Here is a 19,120-nt window from a genome sequence, read left to right as displayed (position 1 = left end):
GCGTGGTCGGATCAATGCTGCGAAGCAGCGTTGATGCGACCCGGGTCAGGTTGAGTAGGCCGCGAAGCGACCGTATCGAAACCGGCTGACGACCACACAAGAAGGGGGATGCCGCGGCATCCCCCTTCTGCATTCCCGGCAGCGGCGATAGGCGCGCGATTCCGCGCCTAGGCTGGAGGGGTGAGTCCCCGCGCCCTGCGGGCCGCAGGGCCCGTGATCCTCGCCGTCAGCGCGCTCGTCGTGCTGATCTGGGCGCTGGCGTTCGGCGGCGGCGCCGCTCCGCTCGCGATCGGCGACCCCGGCCCGGTCGCCCGCTGGGGACTCCCCACCGTCAAGCTCGTCGTCAACCTCTCCGCCGCCGGCATGGTCGGAGCGCTTGTGACGGCGCTCTACGCGCTGCGCGCGGGGGAGCGCGAGTTCGACGTCGCGCTGGATGTGGCATCCATCTCCGCGGCGATCTTCACCGTCTCGGCGGCCGCGACCGGGTTCCTCACCTTCGTCGACGCCTTCAACCCCGCGATCGACGCCGGCCCGGAGTTCGGAGCGCAGCTCGGCCGCTTCGTCGTCGAGACCGAGGTCGGCCGTACATGGCTGATCACCACGGTCGCCGGTGCGGCGCTCACCGTGCTCACGTTCGCGGTGCGCTCATGGACGGCCACCCTCTTCGTCGCGATCCTCGCGGCCGCCTCGCTCGTGCCGATGGGCACCCAGGGCCACTCGGGAGAAGAGGCGTTCCACCACGAGGCGATGACCGCGCTCATCCTGCACATCATCGCCGCGGCCGTCTGGCTCGGCGGCCTGATCCTGCTCGTGGTGGTGCGCCCCCTGCTCGATCGCGACCGCCTCGCGACCGTCGTCGCGCGGTACTCGAGCATCGCGATCGCCGCGTTCGTCGTGGTCGCCGTGTCGGGCACCGTGCGCGCGGCGATCGGGCTGCAGACCTGGGACGCCCTGCTGTCGCCCTACGGCGCGATCCTGTGCGTCAAGATCGTGGCGCTCATCGCGCTCGGCGCGTTCGGGGCGTGGTACCGCACTCGGCTGATCGGAAAGCTGCGGGGGGATGCCGCATCCCGCGCCTTCTGGACCCTGATCGTGTTCGAACTCGTGCTCATGGGCGCGGCCTCAGGAGCCGCTGCGGCACTCGCCCGCACCCCTCCGCCCGGGTCATCCGTGCTGCCGGGGCCGCCGACGCCCGCCGAAGTGCTGACGGGCGCCCCGCTGCCGCCCGAGCTCACACCGCTGGGCTGGCTCACGTCGTGGAACATCGATCTGCTGTGGGCCGTCGCGGCCGGTTTCGGCGTCTTCTTCTACGCGATGGGTGTCTGGCGCCTGCGGCGCCGCGGCGATGCCTGGCCGATCTACCGCACCGTGCTGTGGATGACCGGACTCGCTCTGCTGGTGTGGGTGACCGGCGGCGCCATCAACGTCTACCAGGACTACCTCTTCAGCGTGCACATGGTCGGCCACATGCTGCTCACCATGGCAGTGCCGCTCCTGCTGGTCGCGGGCGCTCCGGTGACCCTCGCGGCGCGTGCCATCCGCAAGCGCGAGGACGGCACGCGCGGCGGGCGCGAGTGGATCCTCTGGGCCGTGCACTCGCCGGTGGCCCGGGTGCTGACGAACCCGTTCGTCGCGGCCGGGCTGTTCATCGGGTCGCTGTGGGTCTTCTACTACACCGACCTGTTCCGGTGGTCGCTGTACGACCACCTCGGCCACGAGTGGATGGTCGCCCACTTCCTCATCACCGGCTACCTCTTCGTGCTGACGCTCATCGGCATCGATCCGGTCCCGTACCGGCTGCCGTACCCCGGCCGGCTGCTGCTGCTCATCGGCGTCATGGCGATGCACGCGTTCTTCGGCATCGCGATCATGATGCAGGAAGGGCTCATGATCGCCGAGTGGTTCGGCTCGATGGGGCGCACGTGGGGGGCGACGCCGCTCGAAGACCAGTACGTCGGCGGCGGTGTTGCGTGGTCGATCGGTGAGATCCCGACGCTCATCCTGGCGATCATCGTCGCGATCCAGTGGAGCAGGAGCGACGCCCGCGACCAGAAGCGCCGCGACCGGCACGCCGACCGCACGGGCGACGCCGAGCTCGAGGAGTACAACGCACGACTCGCTGAGCTCGCGGCACGCGACGCCCGGCAGCCCCGCTGACGCCCCTACCGCGTGTCGGGTCCGGTCACCACGATCGATGCCCGCCCGTCGGGCTGGACGGTGATCTCACCCTCGACGATGAACGGCACGTCCTCGGCCACCTGAGTGATGGAGCCGTCGAACAGGGACTGGATGTCGACCTCGATGTGCGCCACGGCCTCGGTGGGTGCGATGCGCCACCCCGCGCCCTCCGGTGTGACGGCGACCGTGGGCTGGCGCGCGATCGACCACTTCGGCAGCGAGTCGATGCGGTCCTGCACCGTGTAGCCGAACGGGCACCCGGTGGGCTGGAGCACCTCCTGCGTTGCGCACCGGGTGAGGAACGCCTCGACCTCCTGCTGCACGACCGCGACGAACTCGTCCGTGGCCTCGGCCTGGATCTCGACGGGGATGGAGCGGAACGGGCTGTCGGAGAGCACCGCGACGCCGGGCGTCGCCGAGATGGCGGTGTCGACCGAGACCGAGTACAGGCCGGGCGAGAAGACCAGCAGCGGAAGCGGGTCGAGCGGCTCGGCATCCGCTCCGTCCACCGAGACCTGCCGCTTGTCGATCTCGAAGCCGTTCACCGAGAACACCGTCGACCCCTTGACCACGAGGTCCATCACGGCCAGCGGGCTGGTTGCGAAGCGCCACGTCGGCGCGATGCCGATCATCCCGTTCGGGGCGACATCGAAGGTCGTGGTGCCCTCGTAGCCCGCCGCGACGTATTCGACCGTGACCCGCGTGATGTCGCCGTCGGTCTCCTCGGACACCACCCGCGCGTCCGAGAGCGGAGCGAGCGCCGCCCGGCGCAGCAGCGCTTCCGACGCCGACGCGGGCAGCCCGGCCGCCTCGAGCTCGGCCGACTCGACCACGACGCCCGGCACGGTGAGTGCTTCGGCCGCCCTGCCGTCGGAGAGCATGCCGAGGTAGCGCTCGACGAACGCGCTCGGGCTGTAGAACTGCGTCTGGATGGCCCCGACGGCCGCGGCCGTCGCCGCGATCAGCAGCACGCCGACGATGGCGAGCAGGGTGAGATCCAGGGCGAGCGTGCGGCGGCGCTTGCGCGGCGGCTGGATGAGAGCGGATGCCTCGTCCCCCGGGCTCGCGGACGGAGCCGGCGACGCAGACCCGCGACCGGCTGTCGTGTCCACCGCCCCTTGGTCCACGCCCCCAGTCTAGGAAGCATCGTGGGTCCCGCCCGAAACCCGGAGTCACACATGTGGACGGACGACCCTGTGAAGGGGCGGGTCGTCCACCGAACCGTCGTGGGCGACCGGGGCGCGGCATCCGCTCGTTAGCATTGATCGGTGACCACGCCGCCTCTCTCCGCCGAGCAGGAGGCTCTGTTCCGGCTCATCGAGGACACGCGCGAGCACGTGTTCGTGACCGGCCGCGCCGGCACCGGAAAGTCGACGCTGCTGCAGCACCTCGCATGGAGCACGAGCAAGTCGATCGCGGTGTGCGCGCCGACCGGGGTCGCGGCGCTCAACGTCGAGGGGCAGACGATTCACTCGCTGCTCAAGCTCCCCCTCGGGATCATCGGCTCGCAGGAAGAAGACCAGTCCGACGCGACCCGCAAGCTGCTCAACGCCATCGACACGCTCGTGATCGACGAGATCTCGATGGTGAACGCCGACCTCATGGACGCGATCGACCGCTCGCTGCGCAAGGCGCGCGGCCGCCGCGGCGAGCCGTTCGGCGGCGTGCAGATCGTGATGTTCGGCGACCCGTACCAGCTCGCACCCGTCCCCCCGCGCGGCGATGAGCTGCGGTACGTGCGCGACCACTACCGCTCGTTCTGGTTCTTCGACGCGAAGGTCTGGGTCGGAGAGGCCGCGCGCGACGGCATCCTCGATGTCGGGTCGTACGGCGCCGACCTGAACATCCGCGAGCTCGTCGACATCCACCGGCAGTCGGATCCGGGGTTCAAGGCGATGCTCAACGCCGTGCGCTACGGCCGGGTGACCGCCGACATCGCGCAGATCCTCAACGACACCGGCGCCCGCACGCCGCCGGATCCGCGCGACGGTGAGCATCCGATCATCACGCTCGCGACGCGCAACGACATCGTCAACAACATCAACCGCCGTCACCTGAACGAGCTCGTGGGGCGCGAGCAGACCGCGATGGCCGAGATCAGCGGAGACTTCGGACGAGGGGATGCCGCGTACCCCGCCGACGTGGAGCTGAAGCTGAAGGTCGGGGCACAGGTGATGTTCCTGCGCAACGACGTCCAGTCGTACGGCGAACCGCCGCGCTGGGTCAACGGCACGATCGGCACCGTCACCCGGATCGCCGGCGGGACAGTGCGCGTCGAGGTGGAGGGCCAGGAGTTCGACGTCGAGCCCGCCGTGTGGGAGAGGTTCCGTTACGCGTACGACGCCGGTTCCAAGTCGCTCTCGCGCGAGATCGTGGCCGAGTTCACGCAGTTCCCGCTGCGCCTGGCGTGGGCGGTGACGATCCACAAGTCGCAGGGCAAGACGTACGACCGCGCGATCGTCGACCTGGGCTCGGGCGCGTTCGCGCCGGGTCAGACGTACGTCGCCCTGTCGCGGCTGACGTCGCTCGACGGGCTGTACCTCTCGCGACCGCTTCGCCCGAGTGACATCCGCGTCGACCCCGACGTGCAGAGGTTCATGGCCGGTGTGCGGGCGCAGGCCGCGGCCGGATCCGGTCGCTGACCGGACCCCCGCGGGCTTGCCGCAGTCGTAGACTTCAGCCACATCCGGTGGAGGAGCGAACATGAGTGACAAGTGGCACCGTCAGCATCTCGGCGACGATCTCCCGGAGGAGGCGCCCGGCGAAGGGACGCTGCTGGGTGCCGCAGGTGACGAGGTTCCTCCCGGCGGAGTCGTCGCGGGCTCGTTCAGCCAGGAGTTCCCCGGCGCCGATCCGTATGCCGGCATCCCGGCCGACGCAGTCGGGCTGCCCCCGCTGAGCGAGGCCGAGCAGGAGGCCGTGGAGCGCGAGGCGGATCGGCTCGCCGACGACCCGGACGCGCGCAAGAACCTCTAGACGCGTCAGGCGACCTGAGCCGCCTTCGCGAGTGCGAGGTCGTCGAACAGATCGGTGTTGAAGCGGTAGGCGAGCAGCACCTCGTCGATGACATGCTCCTGCTCCTCGGCATCCCACGGCGCAGCATCCAACTGCTCGCGGTACACCTCTTTGAAGGCCTTCGGGTCGGCGATGTCGTCGAAGAGGTAGAAGCCGATGCCGTTGGTCTCGAAGCCGAACCGGCGGGCCATGAGGCGGCCGATGAACTGGCCGCCCGAGAGGTCGCCGAGGTAGCGGGTGTAGTGGTGGGCGACGAATCCTCCCGCCCACGTGGCGCCGACCTCGTTGATGCGGTCGACATACGCGCGGGTGGCCGGCAGCGGAGTGATGCTCTCGCGCCAGTCGGGGCCCACGAGGAACTCCAAGTCGGCTTCGAGCGCCGGCAGGCGGGTGAGCTTGTCGCTGATGAAGACGGCGGCGACGGGATCGTTGCGCATCTGACCGGCGGTGCGCTCGAGCGCCTCATAGATGAACCAGTGCTGCGCGACGAGTGCGATGTAGTCCTCGCGCGTCCCCTCGCCCTTCATCAGATCGGCCATGAAGCCCGCGTGCTCGCTGGACGAGTGGGCGCGACTCGAGCGCTCACGCAGCGCAGCGGAGAACGGGATCGGGTCGCTCATGGCCCCATTCTAGACAGATTAGGTTCGCCTTACCTATCTCGTCATCGGCTCACGCGTGCGGCCGTGGCTCCACCCCCAGCCTGCGGCACGCCTCGTCGTACAGGGCGACGATCTCTCGGCGCACCTCGGGACGCGCGGTGATCGGTCCGCCGGTCCAGGGAGCGCGAACCTCGATCGCGCTGCCGTCGGACAGCGTCGCTTCCCACGTTCCGCCGTCGCCGTCGAAGCCGGTCATCACCGCGCCGACCACGTCGTCGACGCCGAATGCCCGGGCGATCAGGATGTTGTCGTCCCCGTGGTCGCTGTTCATGTGGCCCAGGACGCCCGCCAGCGCGGACTCGTCGAAGTGGTGCGTCATGAGCGTCAGCCTAAAGAATGCTGAGAGAGTCAGTCGTGCCCGGGTGTGTTTGAATCTAGAGGACGATCACCGGGGGGTGAGAATGACGGCCCGACTCGCGACACGCCGCGCCATGGCTGCGGCATCCGCCGCGATCGTCGTCGCGCTCGCCCTCGCAGCATGCTCCCCCGACAAGCACGTCGAGGTCGACGTGCCGCCGCAGGCTGAGGGCAAACTCGCCGAGGCGACCGTCGAGCAGCTGAAGGATGCCGTCACCAACGCGATGGAGGCGACCGGGTCGTCCGGCGCCATCGTCGGAGTCTGGGCGCCCTGGAGCGGCAGCTGGGTTGAGGGCCTCGGGACGCAGAATCCGGTCGACGGCGGCAAGGTCAGTGCGGACATGCAGTTCCGGACCGGGCGCATGACACGGGCGATGACCTGCGACGTGCTCTACGCCGCAGCCGCCGAAGGCAAGGTCAAGCTGAACGACACCGTCGCGACATGGGTGCCGAGCGCTCCCACCCTCACCGACATCACCCTCGAGCAGCTGTGCGACGGCACGTCGGGCATCGGTTCGTACTCGAAGCACCTGACGCCGGTCTGGCTGTCGAACCCCGAGCGCAAGTGGAGCCCGCGCGAGCTCGCCAGCTTCGGGCTGGGCGAGCCCCGGTCGGGCGAGCCCGGTGCCGCGTACCGCGACTCCGACGCCGGCTACGTGCTGCTCGGACTCGCGCTCGAGCGCGCCCTCGAGCGGTCCGCCGCCGAGCTGATCCAGGACTACATCGCCGACCCGCTCGACCTGGAGGCCACCCAGCTGGCGCTGCCGTCCGGATCGGTCCTGACCGGCCTGCACGCACCACGGCTGGAGGACGGCAAGAGCAACTGCGCCGAACCGCTCGACGTGTCGAACGTGTCCATCACGACCGGGTTCACCGACAGCGGGGTGTCGAGCAACATCACCGAGCTCGGCCGATACGCGCAGGCGCTGGCGACGGGCGCACTTCAGCCCGAGAAGGACGACCGGTTCGACGACGCGCTTCCGGCGACGAAGGGAGCGCCCTCCTGGTACAACCAGGCGGGCGGCGCCGTGCTCGCGGGCTCGCTGGTCGGGCAGTTCGGCTCCGTTCCGGGCTACATCACCGCTGCGTTCTCCGACCCCACGTCGGGTCTGACGGTGGCCGTGGTGCTCAATGACTCCGCGGCAGGCTCGGGCGTGGGGGCGTACCTCGCATGGGAGCTGGCCGCGATCGCCTCGAAGGCGCCCGCCGCGTCCGGTCAGACGGCCCCCGACGCCGGGCTGCCTTGGACTGCGGAGCAGTACCACGAGATGATCGCCAGCGGCGCGATCTGCGCAACTCCCGAGCAGTGACCCCGTGACGCGCGGCGGCGCGGGAACCACCCCCGCGATCCTCCTCGTCGTCGCCGGCCTCGCCTGTCAGGAGGTCGGCGCTTCGCTGGCCGTCCTGCTGTTCCCCACCGTCGGACCGCTCGGCATGGTGATGCTGCGGCTCGTCTTCTCGGCGGTGATCCTCCTCCTGATCGCCCGTCCGACGCTGCGAGGGCACTCCCGCCATGCGTGGACGGGCGTGGTCTGGTTCGGTGTCGTCCTCGCGACCATGAACGCGCTGTTCTACCTCGCGCTCGAGCGGCTCCCGCTGGGCGTGACCGTCACCATCGAGGTGCTCGGTCCGCTGGTCCTGTCGATCGTCGCGAGCAAGCGCGGCTCCGCCTGGCTCTGGGCGCTGCTCGCTCTGGTGGGAGTCGTGGCGCTCGGCGGCGGCGGATGGGACCGGCTCGACCCGCTGGGCGTGCTCTTCGCGCTCGGCGCCGCAGCGAGCTGGGCGTTCTACATCCTCGCGTCGGCGCGGGTCGGCCAGGCGTTCCCCAAGCTCGACGGGCTCGCGCTGGCGATGGCGGTCGGCGCCGTGCTGGCACTCCCGTTCGGTGTGGCGGATGCCGGCCCCGCCCTGCTGCGGGTCGAGATCGTCGCCCTCGGCGCGGCCGTCGCGGTGCTGTCGTCGACCATCCCCTACGCACTCGAGCTGGTGGCGCTGCGCCGGCTGCCGGCGGCGGCCTTCGCGATCCTGATGAGCCTCGCGCCGGCGACGGCGGCGCTCGCCGGGTTCATCTTCCTCGGCCAGCACCTGGCCTGGCTCGAGATCGTCGGCATCGCCCTGGTCATCGCCGCCAGCATCGGCGCCGTCCAGTCGTCCGCGCGGGCCGCGCGCGAGGCGGCCGAGCCGCTCGCCTGACGCTCGCGGTCCGGGCGCTGGTGTGCGTCGCGACCGTATCAGCATGTCGCGCGGAGGCCTCTGCGCAGTACCATCGTGCTGATCTGTCCGGCGGCACCGACGCATCCGGGAAGTGTCCATGACTGACGCGCAATCGACGGCCCCGCCGTCGCCGCTGATCCTCGATATCCGGGTCCACGGCGTGAGCAATACGCCTCCGGCCGAGATGCTCGAGTCCGAGCCCGACGCCATCGAGCGTGTCGACGGCGATGCCCTCGGCTCGTTCTGGGCGAGGAAGGACAGAGCCGTCAGCGGTGACGGCATCACGTCCACGCATGCGTTCTCGTGGGGTGCGCAGACCCGCACCGGCGGCGGAGCGCTCGCCGCGGTCGGGCGGGCGTTCGTGCACGTCGGCTGGTTCCTGCTGCTGCCCTATGCGCTGGTGAACCTCGCCTACTGGACGCGCGAGATCAGGCCGCAGCCCGACGGCACGACGCGCGCGTGGCACGGCGACATCGGCTCGGGAACGGTGCGCGTCTTCGGGCTCGTGCTCACGCTCATCGCGGTGGCCGCGTTCTGCTCGGTCGCGATCGACCTCGTCGCGGTGCAGTGCTTCCGCGGCAGCATCGACGAAGCGGACAGGGTGTGTGCGGCCCTGCCCGCGATCTTCGACGGCTTGCGCGAGTTCGACGTCGACAGCCGGGCGGCCCTCCTCGGCCTCATCCCGGTGCTGATCATCCTCGTCCTCTACTCGATCGCACGCCGTGGACGGGTGCGGTTCGAAGCCCGGATCGAGAAGTTCGGCGAGCAGATCGGCAGCCAGGAAGACGCAGGCAGGCCGCTCCTGGCGACCCGCGGGTTCTGGTCGGCCGCACGCAGCCGCGACACCTCGGAGTGGCTGCATGTGGCCGGCTCGTTCCTGCTGGTGCTGTTCCTGCTCGCCTGGGATGCCGCGTTCCCCGAGGCCGACTGCCTCGGTGCCCCGCTGACCAAGGACCTCGCCACGTGCCTGGGGCCGATCGACGGGATGTCGATGGCGTTCGTGGTGGTGGCGGGTGTCGGTCTCGTGCTCGTCGTGATCGGGGTGATCATTGCCTCGAGCACGCCGCCACAGGCAGCGCAAACGGCGAAGACAATGAACCCCGTCCTGCTGGCCCAGCGGAATCAGACGCCCGACAAGCGCAATGCCCGCAAGCGGATATTCGCGCTCAGCTGCCTCGGCTACGCCGTGGTCGGTTACCTCGTGTGGCTCGTTCTGACGTTCCTGCCGCCGACCGACCCGTCGAAGGTCGCGGATCAGTTCACCGGGCTGATCACTGCGCCACTCGTGCTCATGTCGGTGGCGCTGTTCCTCGCGCTGTACGCGCTGAGCTGGCGACTGCGCTCGACCTGGCGCCGGCGCACCAGCGCGATCGTGCTCACCCTCGGCGCCGCCGCGCTGCTGACGAGTCAGGTGCTCTCCGACTCCTCTCTCCAGTGGACGCTGACCGCCGTGGCTGTCGCGTTCGTGCTGCTTCACCTGCTCATCTCGCGGACATCGCAGCCGAACCCGGGTGTCGCTGAGGGGGAGTCGGATGCCGGCGAGCTGCGGTTCCGCGCCTGGCGAGGTCAGGGGGCGGCAGTGGTCATGCTGCTGTCGCTCTTCGTGTCGATGGCACTGTCGAGTCTGCTCGTGCTCGGGGTCGCCTCCTGGCTGGGAGCGCCCGCGCCACCCGAGACCGACCGCATCTGGCGCGAACCCGGCGACCCGTTGCCGGTCACCGAGTGGAACGTGCCCGACGCGTACGAGCGCTTCGCGGTGCTGCTCCTGGCGGTGGTCGTCGGGATCGTCGTGCTGCTCATCTTCGCGATCGGAATCAACCTCGCGAAGCTCGTCAGGCTCACGCTTCCCGAGCTGAGGTGGAGGGGCAGTGCGCCGGATGACGAAGCCGACGCTCGGGTCGGGGGTGGAGTGGATGCACCCGGCGCGAGGTATCCCGAGCCTCTCGACGACCCGGACGAACGGGTGCGGATTCGCGCCCTCGCACGGCGGTCGTCGCATCTGCTTCACCGCGGCGAGCCGCTGTTCGCGTGGATCGCCGCGTTCGCTGCGGTCGGCTTCTTCGCCCTCTCGTCTTCGATCGCCTTCGACGAGGCGAAGCTCATCCTCGGCGGGTGGGCGCCCGGCCTCCCGGCGGGATTGCGCACCACCGCGACGTCGGTGCTCGTCGCGCTGGCGGTCGTCGCCGCAGCGGCGGTCGTCGCGAACGCGGCATCCAGTGCTGATCGTCCTCTCGGCGTCTTCTGGGACGTCGTCGCGTTCTTCCCGCGTGCCGGCCACCCGTTCGCGCCGCCGTGCTTCGCGGAACGAGCCGTTCCCGAGCTGGCGGAGCACACCAGGCGATTCCTGCGGCAACCCCGGGCAGACGCCGCCGCGCCGCTGCCGGCCGTCATGCTGACGGCGCACTCGATGGGATCGACCATCTCTGCGGCGACGATCCTGGCCCTCCGCGGCGAGACGGTCGTGGAGGGCGACCTGCTCAGCACGCGGTTGACCGAGCGTATGGCTCTGCTCTCGTACGGCAGCCAGCTGCGCGCCTACTTCAGCCGGTACTTCCCGTCGGTGTTCGGCTATCAGGTGCTGGGCGTGCCCGGGCTGACGGCTCCGTCGCTGTGGAGGCGCGACCCGTGGAAGACGCAGGTGCTGGCGGAGTTCCCCGGACCGGGTGCTGCAGCCGACGAGGAGAGCGTCAGGGCGTCCAAGGCCGAGGTGCATGCCGCGGCATATCGGGATGAGTCGCTGACAGCGCTGCTCGGCGCCGGGGCGAAGGGCGACCCGCGCTGGCGGAACCTCTGGCGGCGCACCGACTTCCTCGGCTTCCCGGTGTTCAGCTACCACAGCGTCCGCAACCCGGTAGACCGCGGCGCGACCGAGGCGGCCCCGGGCTACCAGTGGACCGTCGCGAAGCACTCGGCCTATCTCGGCACCGAGCAGATCGAGCTCGCCCGCGCCGAGCTGGTGACCGCGCTGCGCGCCGGTCAGTAGCGCTCGCGGTGCGTCTCCCGGGCCGGAATCAGCAACACGACGCCGAGGAGCAGACTGACGCCGAGCGCGATCATCTCCCCGACGGCGTCGATGAGCGGCATGTGGTCGAGGTGGAAGGCGTGGTACGCGAAGTGCAGAGCGCCGAACGTCGTCCATGCGATTCCGAGGATGCGGTAGGCGATCTCGTTGCGCCAGATGAGGCTGCCGATGCTCGCCGCGCCCAGAGCGAGGTACATGGCGCCGACGTCGCGGATCAGGTGTTCGTTGAACGGTCCGTCGACGGACACCCACGATCCGAGCACGCCGGGGAACGAGTCGTAGAACGCCTCCGGGAAGAAGTACGCCCATACTCCGACGAATCCCGCGAGAAGGGTGGAGAGCGCCGCGGCCCAGGCATGTAGTCGTCTCATACCAGAGTCGACGACGCAGCATCCCCGAATGTATGCCGGTCGACCTGGTCGAGCGGCCGGCGACCCGCGCTCTCGTGTCGCGGTCAGATCGCCAGGGTCACCTCGCCGTATCCCATGGCGATCAGGAACGACAGCACCGAGAGCACGATCGCCACCGGCACCATCGTGTAGCGCTCCGGCTTGCTGCGGGAGATCGCGTTCATCAGGATCCCGAGCACGGAGTAGGCGAAGATCACCCACATCGCGATCTGCGAGAACAGGTCCGGGAAGACGCTGATCGCACCGACGCGGTCCCACGCCACCACCGCCATGAACGCGTAGATCAGGATCGAGAGCACACTGCCGATGCGCTTGCGCGCGGGCAGTACACGGTCCTTGCCGCCCCACGCGAAGTGCCCCCACGGCGCACCGAGCACCAGCGCGAGCTGGAAGACGGCCAGCAGGGCGAGGACCAGCGTGAAGAGGAAGGCGAAGGGCATCCTGTCAATGTAGCGGCGGGCCTTCGCGCGTTGCGTCACAGCCCCGGCGCTCGCCGTTGCGGTTTCTCCGCACGGCCGAGCGATTCAGTCGCGCGAGGTCGCGTTCACGCTGCCGGAGCGTTCCTGGCCGCTCAGGCGCGCGATGGCGGCCATCATGCGCTCGGTGATCTCGCGACGCGCCTTGCCGTCGGGCACGCCCTCCAGATCCGTGAGATCGAGCGGGTCACCGAAGCGCACCTCGATGCGCGGCCTCCCCGGCAGCAGGTGGCTCAGAGGCCTGACGGTGCCGGTCCCGATGAGGCCGACGGGCACGACCGCAGCGCCCGTGTCGCGCGCCATCCACGCGGCGCCACCGTGGCCGGCGTGAAGCTTCCCGTCGCGTGAGCGGGTCCCTTCGGGGAATACCGCGAACACACTCCCGGCCCGCAGGATGCTGCTCCCGGCATCGAGCGCGGCGCGTGCATCGCGACCGGTCGCGCGGTGAACGGGGACCCCGCCGATAGAGGTGAAGAACCATCGCTTGAAGCGCCCGAGGATCCCGGGGCCGGTGAAGTATGACGACTTGATCAGGAACTGGACGGGGCGGATCGCCGATGTCGGGATGATCACCGTGTCGAGCGCCGCCAGGTGGTTGCTCGCCAACAGCACCGGCCCGCGCTCGGGCACGTTCGCTCGCCCCACGATGCGGGGACGGTACAGCATCCAGAAGAGTGGCCGCAGGACGACTCGACCCAGGAAGTAGACGGCACCCGGCCGCGGCACGGGGGTGGGACTCGGCGGAGCGGGCGCTGTCACCTCGCCACTTTATCTGCCGTGGAGCCCCGGACTTCCTGCGGTCCTCGTCGCGATTGCCTGAGGAGAACGATGGTGATGACGGCGAGCGGACCGTTCACCAGCCCGGGCGCACCGACCCAGAGCGAGCCGGTGCCCACCGCATACGCCCCCCAGAGGCATGCGTTCATCAACAGGAGCACTTGAGAAGACGTCGACACTCCTCTCAGCTGCTCCCGGTGCTTGCGGCACCTCCACACCAGAGCCGCCTGGGGCCACCAGAGGACGAACGAGATCACCGAGGCGACGAACCCCAGCACGTCGATGTAGGCGTACATCGTGTCTCACCTCCTCGGGCGGAGCGCTGACGCTCCCTGCCCTGAGCCCGGTGGTCCCGGGACTCTTCCGTTGTGTCGATAGAGAGGAGGCTGCGCGGGCCGCGGCCGATACCCCTCGCGCACATGAGGTTGGATCGGTGCGCGAGCTGTCAGAGCTTCGAATGGCCGCCTCCCCGAAGGTCGACCGGATCACCTCGGTGCCGATGGACCCGATATGAGCCCGCGCCGCACCACAGCGGCGCTCCACCGTCCCAGCGCGACGCCAGCGACGATGTCCGAGATATGGTGCTGGCCGCGGTAGACCCGCGAGAAGGCGATCGCTCCAGGAATGCCGTACCGAAGGACAGGACCGACGAGCCGCGCGCCACGGACGCCGCGGCGATCGAGCAGGTCGGCGAGCGTGCCATGGAGCGCGAAGGCTGCTGCCGTGTGCCCGGAGGGGAAGGACGACGTCGCATGGGGCTTCTCAGGACGCCACACCCGCTGGGGCCGTGGTCGTTCCACGAGAGCCGCGGATGCGACGAAGCATGCGGTCTCGAGGGCGAGCACCGCCGCGGGGGCGATCGCTGAGCGGCGGTCGCGCGTCAGCATCCAGGTGATGCCGCACCAGATCGCCCCGTTCGCGATGGTCTGCGGCACGCCGGAGTACCACGAGAGCGGCCCGGTGAGGCGGTCGATCGGCTCACGCCCAGCCGGGTCGGCGGGGCGTGTCGCGAGGACGGCATCGACGTCGTCCGGCCGGTGGCCGAACGCCTCCTGGAGCGCGCGCACGGGCTCGTCCTCGCGGGGGTCGTCGCCGCCGAGGAGCCGTATGGCCCGCCCAGCCGCAGCCAGCACGGCGACTGCTCCGAGCGTCGGCAGGACCACGGCTCGCAGCAACGGCATGCCCGCATCGTAGCGGTGCGGCCGGCGGGAGCCGGGGGATGTCCGTCAGCATCACTGCGGCTGATCGCGGTCGCCGAGCGACATCTCCTGGGTGCCGATGACCGCGAGAAGCTGCAGGCGCTCGTAGCTCTCGGTGCCCGGCGTCGCAGTGAGCACGAGGAGCGTCTGTCCTTGCTCCGGGTCGATCAGGATCTGGCACTGCATGTCCATCACGCCGACTTCAGGGTGCTGCAACCGCTTCTCACGTGCATGCGTCGACCGCACCTCGTGCGCCTCCCACAGCGCGGCGAACTCCGGGCTCTCCGCCAGCAGGGCGGCGACGATCGCACCGGCGCGGGAGCGTGCACCGTACTTGGCGTAGACCGTCCGGATGTCGGCGGTGAACGCGCGGGACAGTGCGGCGTGGTCCTCGTGCGGATAGACGTCGCGGGCCGCGGCATCCATGAACCATCGATACCCCACGCTGCGCATGAATCCTTCGAACCGCGTCTCGTCGCCGAACAGCGTGCGAGCGGCGGGAGTCTGCGCGAGCGTCTCGCCGAGCTCCGTCATGACCTGTGCCGGAGTGTCGGCGAGCCGGTCGAGAACCCGCATCAGGCCGGGCGAGACGTGCTCGCTGCGCAGGGCTCGCGCGGGTGCCGTGTGGCCCGCGAGTCTGAACAGGTGGTCGCGCTCGTCGAGGCTGAGCCGCATGCCGCGCGCCATCGCGGCGAGCATCTGCTCTGAAGGCTGCGGGCCGCGGCTCTGCTCGAGCCGGCTGTAGTAGTCGGTGGACATGTCGCAGAGCACCGCGACCTCTTCGCGGCGCAGCCCCGACGTCCGGCGCCGCGGGCCGCGCCGCAGCCCGACGTCCTCGGGTTGCAACGCCTCTCGGCGGCGCCGCAGGAAGTCCGCCAGTTGCGCTCTGTCCATGATCCGAGTCTCGGGTACGGGCGCGGGGTTAGCCAGGGATCGCGGATCCGTGCGACGGCGTCGCGCGCATCACAGGGCGACGCTGACGCCGGTCAACTGTTCGGACAGCTCCCACACGCGCCGTGCGTCGCTCTCGCTCCGCAGCCGGGTGAACAGCGGCTGCTCCGCGGGGAGCCCGCCCAGATGACGGAAGCCCTTCGGCCCATACATCCGTCCGCCCCGCGCCTCCGGGGCGGTCGCCGCGTACACGGCAGACAGCGCAGCCGACGAAGGGGTGCCGACCAGGATGCCGCGCCCCGACAACCACCGGATCACCTTGACCGCCGCAGTGTCGTTCGGTCGCCCCATACCCGGCTGCGCCGACAGCAGGTTGGTCGGAGTGATGCCGGGATGCGAGAGGTTGCTGCGCAGGCCCCAACCCGCGGCATCCGATCGCCTCTGCAGTTCGACCGCGAAGAGGCCGAACGCGATCTTCGATGAGCTGTACGCCTTCATGGGGTCGTAGTGGCGCGCCCACGTGAGGTCGTCCCAGTTGATCGAGCCTCTGTCGGCCGCGACGCTGACCTGACTCGTCACATGCGCGCGTCCCGCCTGCAGCAAGGGGAGCAAGTGTGCGACGAGGGCGAAGTGTCCCAGATGATTGACCGCGAACTGCAGCTCGTGGCCGTCGATGGTGCGCTGCCGGGTGGGCGGGTTCATGACACCGGCATTGGCGATCAGGATGTCGATCGCGCGCCCATCGGCGAGCAGGCCGTCGGCGAATGCGGCGACCGATTCCAGCGAGGCGAGATCGAGATGACGGACCTGGATGCCGGCGCCCGGCGTCCGCTCGCGGATACGAGCCGCGGCGGACTCGCCCTTCGCACCGTTGCGGACGGGCAGGACGAGGTCGGCACCCGCCCGAGCGAGCCGCGCCGCGATCTCGAATCCGACGCCGTCGCTCGCGCCGGTGATGAGCGCGCGCTTGCCAGTCAGGTCAGGGGTGGGGATGTCGTGGGGCTTCGGCATGGGTGGCTCCTTCGTGTGAGGGTTCACCCATCGTGCGCGAGGCGCGCCGGCGGATTCAGGGCGCCGTTACCCCCGGATCGGGCGTCCCTGGCTGGGGAGGGCGGCCACCCTCGCCGACCCTCGGCTACCCGCTCCGTTCTTGCGCGGAAGCTCCGGCGCCCCCTACTCGACGGGCGCTCGGCTACCCGCTCCGTTCTTGCGCGGAAGCTCCGGCGCCCCCTACTCGACGGGCGCTCGGTCAGTACTCCGTGCCTGCGATGGTGATCGTGTCGGGGAGCTGATCGCCGCTGTCGATTGCGACGCGGGTGAACTGATCGCCGTTCCTCACGTACGCCCCTGCGACCGCTCCGGTGATGAAGTAGTGCGTCGAATCCTCCCCGGAGAGCATGCTGGGCGTCAGGTAGAGCAGGTACTCCTGCCCCGGGTGAAGAACGCTGGGCTCCGGCCCATCCTGCCGAACCTGGATCACCTCTCCGACTGCTACGGGCACCGCGCCGGACTCGAGGTTCGAGCCGAGGCTCGGGTTCGCAGGACTGCTGGTGACTTCGACTGTCGAGATCGTGGAGCTGAATCCCGCGGATGTCTCTTCGCGCTGATCTCTGACGGATCCCACGACGATGGCCGAGCTGTCCCGGGCCAGCGAGTCGAGGTCGTCATACAACGTATGCCGACTTCCCGATTGACCACCCGGCACGCAACCTACGGCGACCAGGGAGGTCGCGACCAGGAGCGCTGTGGTGAACGCGACTCGTCTTCCGCGACCCTTCATCGCATCCTCGATCTCTAGGTAGGTGGAAACCATGGTCCGGTCGAGCTGGCCCGCGAAGGCTACTCGAGCGACCCCTCTCGATCGTGCGCTCGATCTGCGAGAGAACGGGTCGCGATCTGCGCGACGCCGGCGAGCACGGTCGCTCCGACGAGCGCGACGATGCCCAGCGTGACAGATACCTGTGCCCCTGCCGACAGCGCCGCGACTCGCTCGGCATCTCCGACCTCGTCCCAGGTCCGGTTCGTGATCGCCAGAGCGGCGAGGCTGAGCGCGGTCGCGAGCGACAGGCCCGCGACACCAACGACGACGAGCCACACGGTGTGAGGGATGGGACGGGGGCGTCCAGGTGCGGCAGCGCTGCCAGTCATGCGAAGTCCTTTGCGAGCGGGGATGACGCGAACCTACCTCAGAGCAGCGGCCTCGCGCGTGAAGATCTGCGGACCCGAACTGCGGCAGCCACCATCCCCGTTGCCAACCCCATGACCTGATACGAGACGTTTCCACAGGTCGTGGGGTTGAGACTTCGCCTGGCACGGGATGAACTACGCTCCGGACTGTGAAGCATGACTCCGTCGGTCGTCGCCCGCTCGCGTCCGGCTCCGTCCCGACCGTGTTGGCAACTGCCCTCCTCGTGTTCGCCTTGGCGGGATGTGGTGCCCCGACCCCTGCTACCAGCGATCGGGTGCCATCCGCGGCGTCAGATGACGCCCTCGGGAACACCGGCGACTCGCCGTGCAATGTCCTCGATGACGAGACTGTCGAGTCTCTGCTGGGGCAGCCTCTGACCCCGGTCGAGGTGAAGGTCCCGGGCACCGAGACGTCGGCGTGTCAGTACGGCGACATCACCGACCACGGCATCCAGGTGATCCACCTTCCCGCGGATGCCTGGGCGCAGTCGCTTCCCGCCGCGCTGAGCGCGATCGACGCGGCCGGCGCCGCGGAGATGCTCGATCCGGCGAAGGTGGAGAAGGCGAAGGCAGCCGCCGAGATTATCAGCCAGGGCGGCACGATAGCGCCGGAGGAGGGGTGTGAGCACTTCAGCACGCTGGTCGAGATCCAGGGGATGGAACCCGGGTCGAATTACGTCGTGAACTTCGTGCCCACCCAGGAGTCGCCGATCGCCGTGACCGCACAGCAGTGCGTAGACGGCACCTTCACCTCGCTCCTCCTAGGGAGCCCCGAAATGGCGCAGGACCCGGCCGTGGTACCCCGTCTGCTTGAGGTTCTGGCCGACGTGGCGCCGCGCTCGTAGTGAACCGCATGCCACGAGCATGCGACAGACAAGTGAGTCGCGCCGAGTAGCGCGACTTCGGTGATCAGCCCAGCGTCGTCACCGAGTGCTGATTGCTCTCGGGGTCGCACGTCGTCACCTGCCACGCTGCCTGATCGCCGTCGCTGACGCGGGCCATCTCGATGATCAGCGGGCTCGGCCACTGTTCGCCCGAGCGCTGCGCTGCTTCGAGCGCCGCGAGCGCCGGCGAGCCCTGCTCGGCCTGGGTGAGCGCGACTTCGCGGGTCGCGATCGGTTCGAGAGTTCGCACGTCGACGAGCGACTCCCTGCCGAAACTCGGATCGTCCACCCGCTCGCCGAAGGAGTCGAGCTTCGTGTCGGCGCTCCTCAGGCGCCAGACCCACCGCGACTCCAGGTACTCGAGCCGAAGACCGACGATCTCGCCTCCCACCGCCGACGACTCTCCCGGGAGGGACTCCAGGAAGTCGGTCGGCCATGACAGCTCCGGCGGCATGCACGTGCCGGGATAGCCGTCTCCGACGGCACCCGGCGCGCTCGGGAACGACGCGCAGCCCGCGCAGAGGACCGCCACGGCGAAGACAACCGCAGCACCCGCCGGATTTCGAGACACGCTTCCGACCCTAGTCCGCGGCCTTCACGTAAGTGGATGTGACTTCCCATCCCCACGCGAGCGAGACGCACCTCCGGTACCGCGTCCTTCGTTAGCCGGATGCGCGTATACGGATCCGCACCGATTGCGACTTGCCCGGCCTCGGCATGGACTTCACCTGCTGCTCACGGTCAAGCCGCGGGTCGGTCGCATCCCCGATGCTCACGCGACCGCTTGCCGGTCCGGTTGCGGTCCCACCCCGGGGCGAGCCATGAAGGACGCCCCTCCTCGCCCGGCGTGG

20 protein-coding genes are annotated in these 19,120 nt (G+C 69.6%); 7 read left to right on the top strand and 13 right to left on the bottom strand.

All coding sequences use genetic code 11. From position 1 onward, the window contains the following. Positions 1 to 180: 180 nt before the first annotated feature. Complete coding sequence (locus H9622_RS05105) at positions 181 to 2,157, top strand: cytochrome c oxidase assembly protein (RefSeq protein WP_318247035.1); 1,977 nt, start codon at positions 181 to 183, stop codon at positions 2,155 to 2,157. A gap of 5 nt (positions 2,158 to 2,162) precedes the next feature. On the opposite strand, the gene H9622_RS05100 is transcribed toward H9622_RS05105, so the two are convergent. Beyond that, positions 2,163 to 3,305: a hypothetical protein gene (locus H9622_RS05100; RefSeq protein ID WP_318247034.1), complete on the bottom strand. Its 1,143-nt coding sequence runs from the start codon at positions 3,303 to 3,305 to the stop codon at positions 2,163 to 2,165. Positions 3,306 to 3,446: 141 nt separating this feature from the next. Between H9622_RS05100 and H9622_RS16085 the strand changes: the two genes are divergently transcribed. Both H9622_RS16085 and H9622_RS05090 read left to right on the top strand, forming a co-directional pair. After that, complete coding sequence (locus H9622_RS16085; protein ID WP_191764842.1) at positions 3,447 to 4,820, top strand: ATP-dependent DNA helicase; 1,374 nt, start codon at positions 3,447 to 3,449, stop codon at positions 4,818 to 4,820. 61 nt (positions 4,821 to 4,881) lie between these two features. Next, positions 4,882 to 5,154: a hypothetical protein gene (locus H9622_RS05090; RefSeq protein WP_191764840.1), complete on the top strand. Its 273-nt coding sequence runs from the start codon at positions 4,882 to 4,884 to the stop codon at positions 5,152 to 5,154. Between the two features lie 5 nt (positions 5,155 to 5,159). Here H9622_RS05090 and H9622_RS05085 read toward each other — a convergent pair whose 3' ends face one another. Continuing rightward, positions 5,160 to 5,813, bottom strand: coding sequence for a biliverdin-producing heme oxygenase (locus H9622_RS05085; protein ID WP_191764838.1), 654 nt, complete (start codon positions 5,811 to 5,813; stop codon positions 5,160 to 5,162). A gap of 49 nt (positions 5,814 to 5,862) precedes the next feature. Then, positions 5,863 to 6,171: a DUF2470 domain-containing protein gene (locus tag H9622_RS05080; protein ID WP_191764836.1), complete on the bottom strand. Its 309-nt coding sequence runs from the start codon at positions 6,169 to 6,171 to the stop codon at positions 5,863 to 5,865. A gap of 82 nt (positions 6,172 to 6,253) precedes the next feature. Here H9622_RS05080 and H9622_RS05075 point away from each other — a divergent pair, with 82 nt between their 5' ends. The 3 genes from H9622_RS05075 (at position 6,254) to H9622_RS05065 (ending at position 11,406) form a co-directional block, all read left to right on the top strand. Beyond that, positions 6,254 to 7,519, top strand: a complete 1,266-nt coding sequence (locus H9622_RS05075) for a serine hydrolase domain-containing protein (protein WP_191764834.1) — start codon at positions 6,254 to 6,256, stop codon at positions 7,517 to 7,519. A gap of 4 nt (positions 7,520 to 7,523) precedes the next feature. Further along, on the top strand, positions 7,524 to 8,402 hold the full coding sequence (locus tag H9622_RS05070; protein ID WP_191764832.1) for an EamA family transporter: 879 nt from the start codon (positions 7,524 to 7,526) through the stop codon (positions 8,400 to 8,402). Between the two features lie 118 nt (positions 8,403 to 8,520). Next, positions 8,521 to 11,406 (top strand): hypothetical protein, encoded by a 2,886-nt coding sequence (locus tag H9622_RS05065; RefSeq protein WP_191764830.1) that lies wholly within the window; start codon positions 8,521 to 8,523, stop codon positions 11,404 to 11,406. Here H9622_RS05065 and H9622_RS05060 read toward each other — a convergent pair. The 9 genes from H9622_RS05060 to H9622_RS05020 form a co-directional block, all read right to left on the bottom strand. Further along, positions 11,400 to 11,816: a hypothetical protein gene (locus H9622_RS05060; protein WP_191764828.1), complete on the bottom strand. Its 417-nt coding sequence runs from the start codon at positions 11,814 to 11,816 to the stop codon at positions 11,400 to 11,402. The genes H9622_RS05065 and H9622_RS05060 overlap by 7 nt on opposite strands. An 83-nt stretch (positions 11,817 to 11,899) precedes the next feature. Next, positions 11,900 to 12,295: a hypothetical protein gene (locus H9622_RS05055; RefSeq protein WP_191764826.1), complete on the bottom strand. Its 396-nt coding sequence runs from the start codon at positions 12,293 to 12,295 to the stop codon at positions 11,900 to 11,902. Between the two features lie 84 nt (positions 12,296 to 12,379). Continuing rightward, positions 12,380 to 13,090, bottom strand: coding sequence for a lysophospholipid acyltransferase family protein (locus H9622_RS05050; RefSeq protein WP_318247033.1), 711 nt, complete (start codon positions 13,088 to 13,090; stop codon positions 12,380 to 12,382). Further along, positions 13,087 to 13,404, bottom strand: a complete 318-nt coding sequence (locus H9622_RS05045) for a PQ-loop repeat-containing protein (RefSeq protein WP_191764824.1) — start codon at positions 13,402 to 13,404, stop codon at positions 13,087 to 13,089. Before H9622_RS05045 ends, H9622_RS05050 begins: the two co-directional genes overlap by 4 nt. Before the next feature lie 189 nt (positions 13,405 to 13,593). Continuing rightward, positions 13,594 to 14,289: a phosphatase PAP2 family protein gene (locus tag H9622_RS05040; RefSeq protein ID WP_191764822.1), complete on the bottom strand. Its 696-nt coding sequence runs from the start codon at positions 14,287 to 14,289 to the stop codon at positions 13,594 to 13,596. Between the two features lie 51 nt (positions 14,290 to 14,340). Continuing rightward, positions 14,341 to 15,201 (bottom strand): helix-turn-helix transcriptional regulator, encoded by an 861-nt coding sequence (locus H9622_RS05035; protein WP_191764820.1) that lies wholly within the window; start codon positions 15,199 to 15,201, stop codon positions 14,341 to 14,343. A 69-nt stretch (positions 15,202 to 15,270) separates the two neighbouring features. Beyond that, positions 15,271 to 16,209 carry an SDR family oxidoreductase gene (locus tag H9622_RS05030; protein ID WP_191764818.1) on the bottom strand — a complete coding sequence of 313 codons (939 nt, stop codon included), beginning with the start codon at positions 16,207 to 16,209 and terminating at the stop codon, positions 15,271 to 15,273. Positions 16,210 to 16,447: 238 nt separating this feature from the next. Beyond that, complete coding sequence (locus H9622_RS05025) at positions 16,448 to 17,011, bottom strand: hypothetical protein (protein ID WP_191764816.1); 564 nt, start codon at positions 17,009 to 17,011, stop codon at positions 16,448 to 16,450. 26 nt (positions 17,012 to 17,037) lie between these two features. Beyond that, the gene (locus H9622_RS05020; protein ID WP_191764814.1) at positions 17,038 to 17,346 is read right to left on the bottom strand and encodes a hypothetical protein; all 309 of its coding nucleotides are present in this window, start codon (positions 17,344 to 17,346) and stop codon (positions 17,038 to 17,040) included. Positions 17,347 to 17,534: 188 nt separating this feature from the next. On the opposite strand from H9622_RS05020, the gene H9622_RS05015 reads away from it, so the two are divergent. Next, the gene (locus H9622_RS05015) at positions 17,535 to 18,230 is read left to right on the top strand and encodes a hypothetical protein (protein ID WP_191764812.1); all 696 of its coding nucleotides are present in this window, start codon (positions 17,535 to 17,537) and stop codon (positions 18,228 to 18,230) included. Positions 18,231 to 18,294: 64 nt separating this feature from the next. Here H9622_RS05015 and H9622_RS05010 read toward each other — a convergent pair whose 3' ends face one another. After that, positions 18,295 to 18,840: a hypothetical protein gene (locus H9622_RS05010; RefSeq protein WP_191764810.1), complete on the bottom strand. Its 546-nt coding sequence runs from the start codon at positions 18,838 to 18,840 to the stop codon at positions 18,295 to 18,297. Positions 18,841 to 19,120 lie beyond the last annotated feature (280 nt).

Origin of the sequence: Microbacterium gallinarum (assembly GCF_014837165.1) — a bacterium.
Taxonomy (GTDB): domain Bacteria; phylum Actinomycetota; class Actinomycetes; order Actinomycetales; family Microbacteriaceae; genus Microbacterium; species Microbacterium gallinarum.
This window is presented reverse-complemented; position numbering and strand designations above follow the sequence as displayed.